We start from the raw sequence: 13,220 nt of genomic DNA, 5'->3' as shown, positions 1-13,220 counted from the left end.
TATTAGTTGTTATTGCTGATGCATTAAAAATATGGCTCTGACCTTGAAGTCTTGTGTATAAAGTTGGAACTGTGTGCGCGAATAAAACCCAAGAGATACAAAGAGTGAATGCATAAGCCATCAAGGTAAAAAAGTAATGAACCCACGAGCTCTCTTTTTTATATTTTAATTTATAAATTGAGACGGTGCTCTTGAAGCTAACGAGCATGTATACACCTGTAAGAAAGCACGCCGCATAAAAACCGTATTTTGATGTTAATGATGTAGGAAGGAAATCCTCAAATATTGAATAGAAAAAAGATGAAAGCAGAACAATCCAAAAAAATGCATGTGCCTTGCTACGTCTCTTATCTTTTGAAAGCTTAAATTCCATAGTCTGAGCTTAATCTCGCTAACGCCTGCCCTTAGGCACTTATAAAACGGCAAGTAGTTCACAAATCAATAACTTGAGGAGTTCATGGATGTGGCGTCGATATACAAAAGAAGCCTCCATGCTCTTACTACTATTCACTCCCTTACAGTGAGCATAAACCTCCCACTTTAAAGATCAATGAGTTATCACTACTTTCTTTTTTATTAAGGAAGAACGTTAAAAGCGCTAAAGGGTGCACTGAACAAGGCAGTTTTAGCCTCTGCACCCTAAGACAAATATGACAGCAAAATGCCACTATTGACTAAATCTGTGTCACTTCAAGTTATTCCACTATCGCGGCTCTGCCACCGCTGATTAATAAAACCAACCAGAAACAAGCAGTTATAGCACAAAGTATAAAACTGGCACTGTCATTGCAATATCTATGGTAATTAAACAAACATGCGTGGAGATACGACAATGACACATACACATGAAGAAGGCGTTGAAGTAATTGGTGTAGTTCCCTCGATCCTAATGGTGCTAGGTGGACTCGCTATCGCTATTTTACCCGCCATTATGCAGATTATTATTCTCGCGAAGTAATTCCCCTTTTCCACCCACCTTTTTGCCGGGTTTGTCCCGGCTTTTTCATGCCCGAAAATCGTGAAACACGCCTTAGCTAAGCTCAAATGAGCGCAGCTATGCGCACGCAAAGTATGAAGACAAAAGTCAGCAAAAATAGAAGTTGATAGGCGTAACAAGATGAGGGATGTTGCGAACACAGCATTAACCGATTGGTGCAGATGGGGAGACTCGAACTCCCACGCCCGTGAAGGCACTAGCACCTGAAGCTAGCGTGTCTACCAATTCCACCACATCTGCATCGGTCTTACTTTTAAAGAAGGCATGCAGAAAACACACCTTTTAATTTTCTACTTTGCGCACCAAGCCTGAAGATTCAGAGTTTGGTGCAGATGGGGAGACTCGAACTCCCACGCCCGTGAAGGCACTAGCACCTGAAGCTAGCGTGTCTACCAATTCCACCACATCTGCTCGAAAGTGGGCGGTATTATATAGACCAGCTTTGTCTTTTGGAAGCCGTTCAGAATGTAATTTAGCTATTTCAATAGGCCACAGCTGCTAGGCTTTCTTTAATCCTGTAAACACTTCTTAAAGACCTGTGAAAAATCAGAAAGGAACGCCAGATAAGCACCTTTTCCAGGTGTTATGCTCTGCCCCAGAGGGTCTAGCTCTGCAGTACGAACATTCGTCCCAGAAGCAATTGTTTTCAGTATGGATGCACTAAATTGTGGCTCGCTAAAAATACAGACAGCTTTACTCTGGATGACCGCCTCACGTAGCTCGCTTAAATGCTTTGCCCCTGCTTTGCGTGATGGATTAATAGTCACCGCGCCGAGTTGTTGCAGGTTGTAGTGCTTAACAAAGCGGCTGTATGCATCGTGAAATACGACAAAACCTTGATCACTTAAAGGGGCCAACTGAGACATTATTAGTTGGTCTTTTTCTAATAAACCGGCTGCAAATTCTGCATAGTTTTGTTCGAGCAACGCTTGCTTGTCTGGCGCTACTTTGATTGCTGCATCACGAATTATTTCAGCCATTTCCAGTGCATGTGCAGGGTCAAGCCAAAGATGAGGATCAATACCTCCGTGGTCGTGCTCGTCATGTTCTTTGCTGCTTTCTAAAAGGTTTTCATCGCTATCATGATGCTGTGACCCGTGCTCATCTTCCTCTTCATGAGCCGCTTCGCCTTCGTGTTGATGCCCTTCCTCTTCTTCCAGAAAAGACAAGACTGTCGCATCTGTTTTACTGAGCGTTTTTTCTAGAAAACGCTCCAATTCAGGTCCAATCCAAAAAATCAGATCAGCTTGTTTCACTTTGCGCACATCCGAGGGGCGTAAAGAGTATTGATGCGGTGAGGCACCAGGGGGCAATAACACTTCAGGCTGTGAAACACCGGCTAGTACTTCACTCGCGATAAGCTGTACGGGCGTAATACTCGTGAGCACTTTTAACTCTGCTGCCCCTGCAACAGGTATAAATAAGGTAAGTAGTAGTGACGATAATAATCTTTGTAGGTGCATGCTCTTTTTCCAGCGTAATTTGATGTTACAATATAACAAGCTCATATAGTTGTTACAATATAACAAAGCTTAATTGTTGCCCATGGTTCATTACCTATGAATAACTCAGAAATTGCTTTCCAACCAGAACATGACCATAGCCGCTGCATTACCCAGGCTTTAAAAGACGCGGCTGAACTTTGCTCTAGCCGCCAACAGCGTTTAACGCCTGTTCGCGAACTGGTACTACAGCTCATTTGGCAAAGCCATAAGCCACTGGGTGCTTATGATATTTTACCGGCTCTAGCTAAGGCAGGCTTTAACTCTGCGCCCCCTACTGTTTATCGGGCACTAGACTTTCTTCAAGAACAAGGCTTAGTCCACCGTATTGCCTCTCTCAACGCTTTTATTGGTTGTAGCCACCCAGAACACCAGTGCAACAATACCTTTTTGATCTGCACTCGCTGCCACAGCGCTGTTGAGTTAGAGTCTGCTAGCGTCTCTAAAGCCATTAAGGCTTCTGCCAAGGCTGTTGGTTTTAGCGTAGAAACCGAAATGTTAGAAGTCGCAGGCATATGCCCAAATTGCCAACAGGAAGACAACACCCCATGAGTCACCCCGTCGACTTAATTAGACTCGATAGCATTAATGTTCAGTTTGGGCATAGCCATGTACTGCAAGATGTTAACCTAACTCTTCATAAGGACTGTATAACCACACTGATAGGCCCAAACGGCGCAGGCAAAACCACACTCGTTCGCATTGTTTTAGGCTTAATCAAGCCTACGAGTGGGAAGGTCTGGTTGCAACCTAATTTGCGTGTGGGTTATATGCCGCAAAAGTTACACATTGACCGCACATTTCCATTAACAGTTAAGCGTTTTTTACAAACAGCACGTGTAAAAGACCTATCTAAAATGCAAAGTGCCCTTAAAGATGTGAGTGCCGAGCACTTGCTAGAGCACTCCATGCATGACCTCTCTGGCGGCGAAACACAGCGTGTTATGCTGGCACGAGCACTCTTGCGCGAACCTGAGTTATTAGTATTGGATGAGCCTGTTCAAGGTGTTGATATTAATGGCCAGGTTGAGCTTTACAATCTAATCACTAGCATCCGTAAACAGCGCGGCTGTGGTGTATTGATGATCTCTCATGACTTACATCTGGTGATGTCTTCTACTGATCATGTGATATGCCTTAATCACCATGTCTGCTGTTCTGGACGTCCTGAACATGTCAGTACAGACCCATCCTTTATTGACTTATTTGGCAAACAGGGCGCTGAAAGCCTAGCTCTCTATAGCCATCATCATAACCACAATCACGACACCCACGGTGATGTTATTGCGGACCATCCTCACTCCAACGACCATAGCCCAAAAGCACATAGCGAGTGTAATCACTAAATGACTTATGATTTTTTAATTTACGCCATTGTAGGCGGTCTTGGTGTCGCCGCTGTTGCTGGCCCGCTAGGTGCATTTGTTGTGTGGCGTCGCATGGCCTATTTTGGTGACAGCTTGGCACATTCGGCACTTTTAGGCGTAGCACTAGGGATTTTACTCGACATTAGCCTCAACCTTGCCGTTATTGCCTGCTGTGTACTCTTAGCGCTCATATTGGTTTCCCTTCAAAAGCAGCGACTAATCGCGACCGATACCCTACTTGGGATCATGGCCCACAGCACCCTGTCACTGGGCTTGGTTACTATCTCGTTTATTGATGGCGCTAGGCTAGATTTAATGGATTATCTTTTTGGTGATCTACTCGCCATAGCCCCAGCTGACCTTGCATGGATTCTCGTGGGAGGCGCCGCCGTCTTGCTTACCATCCGTATCTTCTGGGAGCCATTACTTGCCATAACAATCAACGAAGAGTTAGCACAGGTTGAGGGCATCAATGTTAGTCGGACTCGTCTTATTTTGATGGTTCTTATTGCTGTTGTGATTGCCGTATCGATGAAGATCGTTGGGATCTTGCTCATTACATCTTTGCTAGTAATCCCTGCTGCGGCCGCTAGGCGTCTTTCTAGCACACCCGAGCAGATGGCTATTTACGCCTCAATACTGGGTTGTGTAGCAGTACTAATCGGCATATGGGGCTCTTGGACGTGGGATACACCAGCAGGCCCATCAGTTGTTGTTGCGGCATTGTTTGAGTTCATGATTATTTACCTGATGCCATCTAGGCACTCAGCAAACGCCTAATGCTTAAGGCACGTCCAACTTACTGGCCCACTCAACGCGACCATAAAGAGGTGTGGTCATTGGCGTGGCCAATGATTCTTTCCAATATTACCGTACCGCTGGTCGGTTTAGTCGATACAGCAGTTATTGGCCACCTGCCAGAGAGCCAACATCTGGCAGCGGTGGCAATTGGCAGCATGATCTTCTCGATTGTCTATTGGGCATTTGGCTTTTTGCGTATGGGTACTACTGGCTTAACCGCTCAGGCTGTTGGCGCAGACGACGACGCCACCAATCGTACTTTATTGGCACAATCTCTGGTGATGGCTACCTTAATTGGTATCTGCATTATTTTGCTGCAAGGCCCTATTATACAGCTAGCATTACATTGGATCGCTGCCGAGCCATTGGTAACAGAGGAAGCGCTTAATTACGCGTCTATTCGCATCTACGGAGCACCCGCTGTTTTGTGTAATTTTGCATTGCTCGGCTGGTTTGTTGGCAATCAAAATACCAAAATCCCTCTGCTGCTATTAACAGTAACCAACCTACTCAATATGTTGATGGATATTATTGCGGTTTACGGACTGGGCATGTTTGCTGATGGCGTAGCCTTAGCAACGGTCATTGCAGAGTATGGCAGTTTATTACTAGGGTTATATCTTTGCAGACGCGTCTTAAAGCCAATGGGAGGCCAGTTATTAAGGAGCTCTCTAACACAAATTAAACATTACACTGAGCTGTTTAAAGTTAACCGCTACCTCTTTGTACGTACGCTCGCTATTCTATTCTCATTGGCTTTTTTTACCGCACAAGGCGCCCGCCAAGGCACTGATATTCTCTCTGCTAATGCGGTACTGCTGAACTTCCTATTATTAATATCAAATGGGCTTGATGGCTTTGCACATGCAACCGAAGCCTTAGTAGGAAAGCGCGCCGGGCGACAAGATATAAAAGGCTTCTATCGTACCATTACTACTGCTGCTATCTGGTCACTCATGACTGCCCTGCTGTTCACACTATTTTTCTGGCTGTTCGGTGGAACAATCATCCGCTTACTCACATCACTTGAAAGCGTGCAGCAACAAGCGATGGTTTACCTACCCTGGCTAATTGTTTTACCCATTATCAGTGTGTGGAGTTACTTACTGGACGGTATTTTTATTGGCGCTACACAGGTTAAAGCAATGCAAAACACTATGCTATTTTCAGTGTTTTGCGTATTTTTGCCTGTTTGGTGGCTGCTGCGTCCATTAGAAAATCACGGTTTATGGATCGCATTTCTAACATTGTTTTTAGCACGTGGAGTCAGTGGTGGCTGGGTGTTCTGGCGCTTATCTCACCACCAGCTGTGGCAAATCAAACGTAAAGGCGTTTAGCTTATTAGCACGCTTTAGCTTAAAGAAAAGGCAGCACCGGCGTCACTACAGGCTTGGTATCGGCAACAGCTCACTTCATGATCATTGACCATGCCAACGGCTTGCATATAAGCATACATAATCGTTGGGCCAACAAAGCGCATTCCCTCTTTTTTTAGCGCCTTTGAAAGCTGTTTTGAGATGTCAGTTTCGGCAGGGACTTCGGTGTAATCTTTCCAGCTATTTTGTATCGGCTTATTATCTACAAAGCGCCACAAATAACGCGCAAAGCTACCATGTTCTTTCTGCAAGCGTAAAAACTCACGCGCATTTGAGATAGACGACGCCACTTTAAGCTTATTACGAATAATGCCCGGATCAGCCAGCATTACCTGCTGCTGAGCATCGTCAAATGCCGCCACGGCTACCGGATCAAAGTTAAGGTAATGATGACGATAACCCTCTCGCTTTTCCAAGACAGTGCGCCAGCTCAAACCCGCCTGAGCTGCTTCTAATACAAGAAACTCAAACAGCACGTTATCGTCTGTTTGCGGCATTCCCCACTCGTTATCGTGGTAATCCTGCTCTAACAAAGTCTGATTGGTTGCCCAATGGCATCGCTGGCACATAAATAACTCCTTTTTTAGCGCTAACAGTCTATTTAAACCTATATCGTTTAAATAGACCGCTTAGTTACCATCTAATCTTTTTTCTTAAGACCCGGGTTGGGTACAAACATCAAAGGTTGAGCAGCAGGGTTAGGGTCTGGCTTAGGCTCTGATTGCTTACTCGATTGCTTATTCACGCGTGTTTCTAACTCAGCCTCTTCAGGTGAGCCATCTAAGTTTTGTCCATCCACATAGTCGCATTTAACACATTCACGGTATTCGCGAATTTCATTGCGATAAACACGAATAGTATCCATCTCTCCACAACGAGGGCACACAGCCCCCGCTACAAAACGTTTAATAACCGACATAACTGTTCCTTACTATAAATCTAAACATTAATACCGGAATGTCTTAACAAGGCATCAACTTTGGGCTCACGACCACGAAAAGCAACAAACAGCTCCATAGGCTCTTTTGAGCCACCCTGCTCTAGTACGGTTTCGCGAAAGCGCTGCCCTGCTTCAGGGTTAAACACACCCTGCTCTTCAAACATAGAAAAAGCATCTGCAGAAAGTACTTCTGCCCATTTGTAGCTGTAGTAACCCGCCGCATAACCGCCACCAAATATATGGCTAAAGCTATGTTGAAAGCGATTAAACTCAGGTGGGGTAATTGCAGCTACTTGCTGGCGAACACCCTGCAATAATGACCGGATATCCGTTTTACCGGCTTCAAACTCATGATGCAGTTTAAAATCAAAAATAGAAAATTCTAACTGGCGAACCATCATCAATGCAGACTGGAAGTTTTTAGCGGCTAGCATCTTATCTAGCAGCTCAACCGGCAGTGTTTCACCGGTTTGGTAGTGCCCAGAGATAATCTCCAGTGCTTCAGGCTCCCAACACCAGTTTTCCATAAACTGGCTTGGTAACTCTACAGCATCCCACGCAACGCCATTAATACCGCTGACATCAGCATACTCCATCTGCGTTAGCATGTGATGTAAACCATGGCCAAATTCATGGAACAAGGTGGTCACTTCGTTATGCGTTAATAACGCAGGGTCACTGCCTACTGGGCCATTAAAGTTACACACAAGGTAAGCCGTTGGCAGCTGTAACGAGCCATCTTCTAAACGTCGGCGGGTACGGCACACATCCATCCATGCACCACCGCGCTTATTAGCGCGTGCATAAGGGTCTAAGTAAAAGCGTGCGATGGTTTCTGCATTACGTTTAACGACAAACAGACGCGCATCAGAATGCCAGCTATCAACCTCAGTGACTTCTTCTATTTCGATGTTAAACAAACGCCCTGCAACCTCAAACATTCCCTCTAGAACTTTAGGAAACGGAAAGTAAGGACGTAACATTTCTTGCGATAACGAATAGCGCGCTTGTTTGAGCTTTTCAGAATAATAAGACACATCCCAAGACTCAACACTCTCTGCGCCATAGTCATCTTTTGCAAACGCACACAGCTCTTTATATTCCTGGCGAGCCACATCAACGCTTTTATCGGCAAGGTCGTATAAGAACTGCAACACTTGCTCTGGCGTATCTGCCATCTTGGTGGCTAGCGAATAATGTGCATAACTATCAAAGCCCAACAGCGCGGACATCTCTTGACGCAATGTCAGGATTTCAGTCATCACCTCTGAATTATCCCACTGGCCAGCATTAGGCCCTTGATCAGAAGCTCGTGTTGCAAAGGCTTCATACACTTCACGGCGTAATGCTTGATCATCACAATGCGTAATCACAGGGAAGTAAGAAGGGAACTCAAGCGAGAGTAAATAGCCTTCTTTACCTTTTTCTTCAGCAGCCTGCTTTGCTGCCGCTAGCGACATTTCAGGCATACCTTTTAACAATGCTGGATCAGCGATTAGCTTTTCCCAGCCTTGTGTAGCATCCATCACATTTTCAGAGAACTTTGTGCTCAGCTCGGATAAACGTTGGCTAATGTCAGCGTAGCGCTGTTTTTTATCCACAGGCAGATCAATACCTGATAAACGAAAATCACGCAGGTTATGCGCTATGACCGTTTTCTGAGCCGCATCTAAGCTTGAGGGTTGTTCAGCAACGCGCTGATAAGCATTGAATAAGTCCTCATTTTGGCCCATCTCCGTCCAATAAACCGATAACTTAGGTAAATTCTCGTTGTAAGCCTCACGCAGTTCATCACTGTTCAACACGCTATTTAGGTGTGATACCGGTGACCACGCCTGGCTTAGCGCATCATTAATGCTATCTAACGGTGCAATGACTTTATCCCAGTCAGCACTGCTCACATCGGTATTTAATTTAGTAATTTGCTCACGCCCTTGTTGCAACAGTTGATCAACCGCTGGTGATATATCAGCCGGTTTAATCAAGCTAAATGGTGGTAGCAGGGTGGATTCCAATAACGGGTTGCTCATTGATTTCTCCAAATCGGGCTTTTGTATATCTGCATGCAGCCATATACACATCAGCACAGCCGTAAGTACTCTCGTAGCTGTTTATGACAGTGCTTGGTAGCTGCTTATACAGTACTTATGTCAATACAACAGAAAATAGTGATTAGTATACAATGGGGACTGATTATGGCGATGCAAGCGAGTGAGTTTAATGAATATTCGATCTTTCCAAGGAATGGCACCCACACTTGGTGATAAAGTCTTTGTAGACCCATCTGCGGTCGTACTGGGTGATGTAATAATCGGCGCAGATAGCTCTATTTGGCCACTTGTTGTGATTCGTGGCGATATGCACCGCATCCGTATTGGTCACTCGTGCAGCATACAAGATGGGTCTATCCTACATATCACACATGCAGGCCCTTACAACCCCGATGGCTACCCTCTAATCATTGGCGACCATGTGACTGTTGGGCACCAAGCGATGCTGCACGGCTGCTCTATTGGCGACCGTGTTTTAGTTGGTATGGGTGCAATGATCATGGATGGTGCAATTGTTGAATCAGATGTTGTTGTAGGGGCAGGAAGCTTAGTACCTCCAGGCAAAACACTGGCCAGTGGCTTTTTATATGTTGGCAGGCCAGCCAAGCAGGTGAGGGCGCTAACAAAGAAAGAGATGAGCTATTTTACCTACACAGCCGGTAACTACGTAAAACTCAAAGACCAGCACCTTCAAGAAGACTGGGCATAAAACGAATTATTCACTTTTGTTAGAGGTAATACAGTGATGCGCCTAGCAAGCAAAATTGTTCTCTTATTTTGCAGTGTGCTTACAACAAGCCTTGTTCACGCACAAAACCAAGTCAGTATTATCTACCAAGCGCCTGTGGATAAAATTGAAACCAGCATTAAGCAGCATCTGAAAGCATCCAGCGAAATATCAGAAACTCTGGCCTTGATAAACGATACATTTCGTTTAGACGCACCATTGCAGATCATCTTTGGCGGCGAAGAAGGCCCATTGTTTGATGGTGATTCGCTACAGATTTTGATTCCCTACCACTTTGTTAAAGAAGTGGAGTCACGTTTTGTTACAGCCGAGTATGATGACTCAGGCCGCAGTATTGCTGAAGCTACAATAGATGCCGTCATGCACACCTTGTTTCATGAACTGGCCCATGCACTCATATTTATGCATGAGCTACCCATTGTTGGCAAAGAAGAAGATGCTGCAGACAGCCTAGCTTCGGTTTTATTAATCGAATTATTTAATGAAGGCCAAGAGATCGCCATTAGTACGGCCGACTTATTTAACTTAGAAAGCACTGATAGCGAAACCTTTGAAGAAGATGATTTTTGGGATGAGCATAGCCTAGACGTGCAACGCTATTACAGCACCTTATGTCATGTATATGGCAGTAATCCAGAAGAATACGCCCATATCGCAGAAGATGCCGACTTTTCTGAGGATCGTACAGAGCTGTGTATAGAAGAATATAACAGTCTAAGCCATAGTTGGTTTACTCTATTGGCGCCGTATACACATGATGACCAAGCCTCTCAAAAGTAAGATTGGAGTGTATTAAATGCCCAGTAGACGTCGTTTTTTACACCGATTATCGCTTCTCAGTGGTAGTTTTTTAGCACAGAGTGCTTTTGGACAAAGCCACATGCCAAATAAATATTCTCAGAACTACATGCCCGATGAGAGCGCTCCACATAAGCGAACTTGGATGGCATTTATCGCCAGTTACGATATCTGGGAAGCGCGCCAAGTACCCGAAGTTCAACGTAACTTAGCAACAATTGCTAAAACTATTGCCAAATATGAGCCTGTCTCCTTATTAGTACGCCAGCAAGACTACGACACAGCATTAGCGCTGCTGGGAGGCTTAGATAGGCATAATCATCCCATCGATTTAATTGAGTTCCCCTTAAATGACTTATGGATGAGAGACACTGGACCAGCATTTGTCACCAATAAAGAAGGAGAAAAAGCAGCGGTTAATTTTAACTTTAATGGCTGGGGTGAAGACCAAGCCTATGAATACGATGCAAAAGTAGCTGACTTTGTTGCCCAGCAAGCAGGAGCGAAAAGCATTGTTTCTAGTTTAGTAATGGAAGGGGGCTGCTTTGAGTTAGATGGCCACGGTACGGCTATTCTGACTGAAAGTTGCATTCTTAATGACAATCGCAACCCAGGAAAATCAAAAGTAGAGGTTGAAGTTGAGCTAAAACAGCTACTTGGGCTGACTAAAATTATCTGGCTTAAGGGTATTAAAGGAAAAGACATTACTGATGGCCATACCGATTTTTATGCCCGCTTCATCAAGCCGGGTGTTGTTGCGGTTAGCCGAGATACGGACAAGGACTCTTACGATTACACGATCACCCGCGACAATATCAACATTCTTCGCAAGGCGAGCGATGCACTGGGCAATAACCTTGAACTGGTTATTTTAGATACTCCCTGGGATATCAATACAGGATACGGAATTAAGGACTTTGCTGCAGGTTACGTCGGCTATTACGTCTGTAATGGTGCCGTTATTATGCAAAAGTTCGGCGATAAAAAGGCCGATAATGCAGCTGAAAAACAACTAGCCGATGCTTTTCCTGAGCACCAGATAGAACAGATTTCTATTGATGGTATTGCTAGTGGAGGAGGAAGCATTCACTGCGCTACACAGCAAGAACCGGCTAACTAGCCGGTTCAGACAATGCGCTTTGATGTAGATAAGCAATACCCCTATTGCTTGTTGAAGTCCGTACTATTTTAGTACTAGTCCCCCTAATACTAAGCTTCGCTAGAGTGTGCTGGAACGTCTAAACCAAAGCTCACAACAGCGTCGTTATGTGCCTGGGTTACGTTGCTGTGATGACCACCACCTAAATGCGCTTCTTTAGATACGCCTAAGGTAGACAGTGGGCTGCTAGCAGACTCAAAGCCTTGTGCTGTTACGACATGGCCTGCAGCTAGGTTAGCTTCAACAGACTGAGTAGAAAAGTCACTTAAACCACCGGCAAATGCCTGTGAAGCGAAAAGAGCTGAAGAAAGAAGAGCAGTCGTTAGTAAAGTTTTCATGGTGTTTTCCTTAAAGTTGTTCAGCGTGTTTCGCTGTGATGGTGCTACTTTAAAAGCTGTAGCTGAAACCAAACTGAAATAAGAAAACATTTTTAATATTATTTTAGTTATATGTAATTAAGCATGGTCACCTTCAGTTGAGAGCCCAGTAAACTGCTGCCAACTATGATCTATTTCCTTAATCTCTTGCCGTATCCACCCCTCAAATTGTACAACCTTAGGACGTTTAAAATAAGACTCGGGGGCTACTAAGTAATAGTCATAAATAGATTTAATATAGATAGGAAGAGGGCAAATTAATTGCCCACGTTGTAGCAGCTCATACGCCAAACTAAAGCGCAGCATCGCAAAGCCTTGACCGCTTAATAATGCCTCAACAAGCATTGTAGAGTCAGACACATACAAGCGCGTTGTGTTTTGCGGTAAAGGCATGCCCAACGCCTGCTCAAACTGGGGCCAGACTAGTTTCATATCGGGAGCATCATCAGCTAACAACGGCAGCTCTATTAATTGTTCGGCAATTGGCAGCGAATTATCAAGCAGCGACGGATGACAAACCGGTAATAAATACTCTTTTTGTAATAGCCGTGAACTCAATCCGGGGTATTTACCCTGGCCAAAACGTACCGCTAGGTCAAGATCATTGGCCTCGAAAGAGTCTAGCTTTAAGCTTGGCGTCAAATGAATAATAAGCTCAGGGCAGTGCTGTTGGAACACACCCAATCTTGGTACTAGCCAGCGCCCGGCAAATGAGGGTAGAACACTCAACGTTAACCTGTTTGGCTGAGCGTCCTGCCCAAGTTCAGCCACTCCTTGCTCAAGCAAAGCAAAAGCCTTATTAACAAAAGGTAAAAGCTGCACACCCTCCGGCGTTAATACCACCTCACGTGTTAAACGCTTGAACAGCGACACTCCAAGCTGCTGCTCTAAGGTTTTAATCTGCTGGCTAATAGCGGCTTGTGTTACATGCAAACGTTCAGCTGCCTGTTTAAAGCTCTGATCTTGCGCAGCGTAATAAAAGGCCTGAAGCGCTTTCAGTGAAGGAAGCCTATTCATAAGCGATCACAATATAGATAAGATTTTCTTAATCATACTAACGAATTACTCGTTTGTCGCCTGCAACACATTCCTTAAAAATAACCT

14 protein-coding genes and 2 tRNA genes are annotated in these 13,220 nt (G+C 44.8%); 8 read left to right on the top strand and 8 right to left on the bottom strand.

All coding sequences use genetic code 11. From position 1 onward, the window contains the following. The first annotated feature begins 832 nt into the window (after positions 1–832). Positions 833–958: a hypothetical protein gene (locus G511_RS24785; RefSeq protein WP_281170390.1), complete on the top strand. Its 126-nt coding sequence runs from the start codon at positions 833–835 to the stop codon at positions 956–958. 192 nt (positions 959–1,150) lie between these two features. Here G511_RS24785 and G511_RS0102895 read toward each other — a convergent pair. The 3 genes from G511_RS0102895 to znuA all read right to left on the bottom strand — a co-directional run bounded on the left by G511_RS0102895 (position 1,151) and on the right by znuA (position 2,460). Beyond that, positions 1,151–1,237 (bottom strand) — tRNA-Leu (locus G511_RS0102895). Positions 1,238–1,321: 84 nt separating this feature from the next. Beyond that, a tRNA-Leu gene (locus G511_RS0102890) sits at positions 1,322–1,408 on the bottom strand. 98 nt (positions 1,409–1,506) lie between these two features. Continuing rightward, complete coding sequence (gene znuA, locus G511_RS0102885) at positions 1,507–2,460, bottom strand: zinc ABC transporter substrate-binding protein ZnuA (protein ID WP_036551038.1); 954 nt, start codon at positions 2,458–2,460, stop codon at positions 1,507–1,509. Positions 2,461–2,556: 96 nt separating this feature from the next. Between znuA and G511_RS0102880 the strand changes: the two genes are divergently transcribed. From G511_RS0102880 to G511_RS0102865, 4 genes are read left to right on the top strand one after another with little or no spacing between them, the layout of a single operon-like run. Then, positions 2,557–3,051 carry a Fur family transcriptional regulator gene (locus G511_RS0102880; protein ID WP_028468296.1) on the top strand — a complete coding sequence of 165 codons (495 nt, stop codon included), beginning with the start codon at positions 2,557–2,559 and terminating at the stop codon, positions 3,049–3,051. Continuing rightward, positions 3,048–3,845, top strand: coding sequence for a zinc ABC transporter ATP-binding protein ZnuC (gene znuC, locus G511_RS0102875; protein WP_028468295.1), 798 nt, complete (start codon positions 3,048–3,050; stop codon positions 3,843–3,845). Before G511_RS0102880 ends, znuC begins: the two co-directional genes overlap by 4 nt. Then, entirely contained in the window at positions 3,846–4,646 is an 801-nt protein-coding gene (gene znuB / locus G511_RS0102870) for a zinc ABC transporter permease subunit ZnuB (RefSeq protein ID WP_028468294.1), read from the top strand. Next, positions 4,646–6,004 carry an MATE family efflux transporter gene (locus G511_RS0102865; RefSeq protein WP_028468293.1) on the top strand — a complete coding sequence of 453 codons (1,359 nt, stop codon included), beginning with the start codon at positions 4,646–4,648 and terminating at the stop codon, positions 6,002–6,004. Before znuB ends, G511_RS0102865 begins: the two co-directional genes overlap by 1 nt. A 14-nt stretch (positions 6,005–6,018) precedes the next feature. On the opposite strand, the gene G511_RS0102860 is transcribed toward G511_RS0102865, so the two are convergent. The 3 genes from G511_RS0102860 to prlC form a co-directional block, all read right to left on the bottom strand. After that, a complete protein-coding gene (locus tag G511_RS0102860; RefSeq protein WP_028468292.1) occupies positions 6,019–6,612 on the bottom strand; it encodes a DNA-3-methyladenine glycosylase I in 594 nt (197 codons plus the stop codon). A gap of 71 nt (positions 6,613–6,683) precedes the next feature. Then, on the bottom strand, positions 6,684–6,962 hold the full coding sequence (locus tag G511_RS0102855) for a YheV family putative zinc ribbon protein (protein WP_028468291.1): 279 nt from the start codon (positions 6,960–6,962) through the stop codon (positions 6,684–6,686). 20 nt (positions 6,963–6,982) lie between these two features. Next, positions 6,983–9,013 (bottom strand): oligopeptidase A, encoded by a 2,031-nt coding sequence (gene prlC, locus G511_RS0102850; protein ID WP_028468290.1) that lies wholly within the window; start codon positions 9,011–9,013, stop codon positions 6,983–6,985. A 190-nt stretch (positions 9,014–9,203) separates the two neighbouring features. On the opposite strand from prlC, the gene G511_RS0102845 reads away from it, so the two are divergent. Genes G511_RS0102845 through G511_RS0102835 form a run of 3 tightly spaced genes read left to right on the top strand, consistent with a single transcriptional unit; the run spans position 9,204 to position 11,700 of the window. Next, positions 9,204–9,743 (top strand): gamma carbonic anhydrase family protein, encoded by a 540-nt coding sequence (locus G511_RS0102845; RefSeq protein ID WP_028468289.1) that lies wholly within the window; start codon positions 9,204–9,206, stop codon positions 9,741–9,743. A 36-nt stretch (positions 9,744–9,779) separates the two neighbouring features. Beyond that, positions 9,780–10,562: a DUF4344 domain-containing metallopeptidase gene (locus G511_RS21605; RefSeq protein WP_036551035.1), complete on the top strand. Its 783-nt coding sequence runs from the start codon at positions 9,780–9,782 to the stop codon at positions 10,560–10,562. 16 nt (positions 10,563–10,578) lie between these two features. Then, the gene (locus G511_RS0102835; protein WP_028468288.1) at positions 10,579–11,700 is read left to right on the top strand and encodes an agmatine deiminase family protein; all 1,122 of its coding nucleotides are present in this window, start codon (positions 10,579–10,581) and stop codon (positions 11,698–11,700) included. Between the two features lie 89 nt (positions 11,701–11,789). Here G511_RS0102835 and G511_RS0102830 read toward each other — a convergent pair whose 3' ends face one another. Further along, positions 11,790–12,077 carry a hypothetical protein gene (locus G511_RS0102830; RefSeq protein ID WP_028468287.1) on the bottom strand — a complete coding sequence of 96 codons (288 nt, stop codon included), beginning with the start codon at positions 12,075–12,077 and terminating at the stop codon, positions 11,790–11,792. Positions 12,078–12,194: 117 nt separating this feature from the next. Beyond that, the gene (locus tag G511_RS0102820; protein ID WP_028468286.1) at positions 12,195–13,133 is read right to left on the bottom strand and encodes a LysR substrate-binding domain-containing protein; all 939 of its coding nucleotides are present in this window, start codon (positions 13,131–13,133) and stop codon (positions 12,195–12,197) included. Positions 13,134–13,220 lie beyond the last annotated feature (87 nt).

This window comes from Neptunomonas japonica DSM 18939 (assembly GCF_000422765.1).
GTDB classification, from domain to species: domain Bacteria; phylum Pseudomonadota; class Gammaproteobacteria; order Pseudomonadales; family Balneatricaceae; genus Neptunomonas; species Neptunomonas japonica.
Note: the sequence above shows the minus strand (reverse complement) of the source record. Positions and strands in the feature narration are given on the sequence as shown.

What these genes read in the sequence shown, in the direction of transcription:
- G511_RS24785 (WP_281170390.1), top strand. Translation starts at nt 833, where the DNA reads ATGACACATACACATGAAGAAGGCGTTGAAGTAATTGGTGTAGTTCCC.
- znuA (WP_036551038.1), bottom strand. Translation starts at nt 2,460, where the DNA reads ATGCACCTACAAAGATTATTATCGTCACTACTACTTACCTTATTTATA.
- G511_RS0102880 (WP_028468296.1), top strand. Translation starts at nt 2,557, where the DNA reads ATGAATAACTCAGAAATTGCTTTCCAACCAGAACATGACCATAGCCGC.
- znuC (WP_028468295.1), top strand. Translation starts at nt 3,048, where the DNA reads ATGAGTCACCCCGTCGACTTAATTAGACTCGATAGCATTAATGTTCAG.
- znuB (WP_028468294.1), top strand. Translation starts at nt 3,846, where the DNA reads ATGACTTATGATTTTTTAATTTACGCCATTGTAGGCGGTCTTGGTGTC.
- G511_RS0102865 (WP_028468293.1), top strand. Translation starts at nt 4,646, where the DNA reads ATGCTTAAGGCACGTCCAACTTACTGGCCCACTCAACGCGACCATAAA.
- G511_RS0102860 (WP_028468292.1), bottom strand. Translation starts at nt 6,612, where the DNA reads ATGTGCCAGCGATGCCATTGGGCAACCAATCAGACTTTGTTAGAGCAG.
- G511_RS0102855 (WP_028468291.1), bottom strand. Translation starts at nt 6,962, where the DNA reads ATGTCGGTTATTAAACGTTTTGTAGCGGGGGCTGTGTGCCCTCGTTGT.
- prlC (WP_028468290.1), bottom strand. Translation starts at nt 9,013, where the DNA reads ATGAGCAACCCGTTATTGGAATCCACCCTGCTACCACCATTTAGCTTG.
- G511_RS0102845 (WP_028468289.1), top strand. Translation starts at nt 9,204, where the DNA reads ATGAATATTCGATCTTTCCAAGGAATGGCACCCACACTTGGTGATAAA.
- G511_RS21605 (WP_036551035.1), top strand. Translation starts at nt 9,780, where the DNA reads ATGCGCCTAGCAAGCAAAATTGTTCTCTTATTTTGCAGTGTGCTTACA.
- G511_RS0102835 (WP_028468288.1), top strand. Translation starts at nt 10,579, where the DNA reads ATGCCCAGTAGACGTCGTTTTTTACACCGATTATCGCTTCTCAGTGGT.
- G511_RS0102830 (WP_028468287.1), bottom strand. Translation starts at nt 12,077, where the DNA reads ATGAAAACTTTACTAACGACTGCTCTTCTTTCTTCAGCTCTTTTCGCT.
- G511_RS0102820 (WP_028468286.1), bottom strand. Translation starts at nt 13,133, where the DNA reads ATGAATAGGCTTCCTTCACTGAAAGCGCTTCAGGCCTTTTATTACGCT.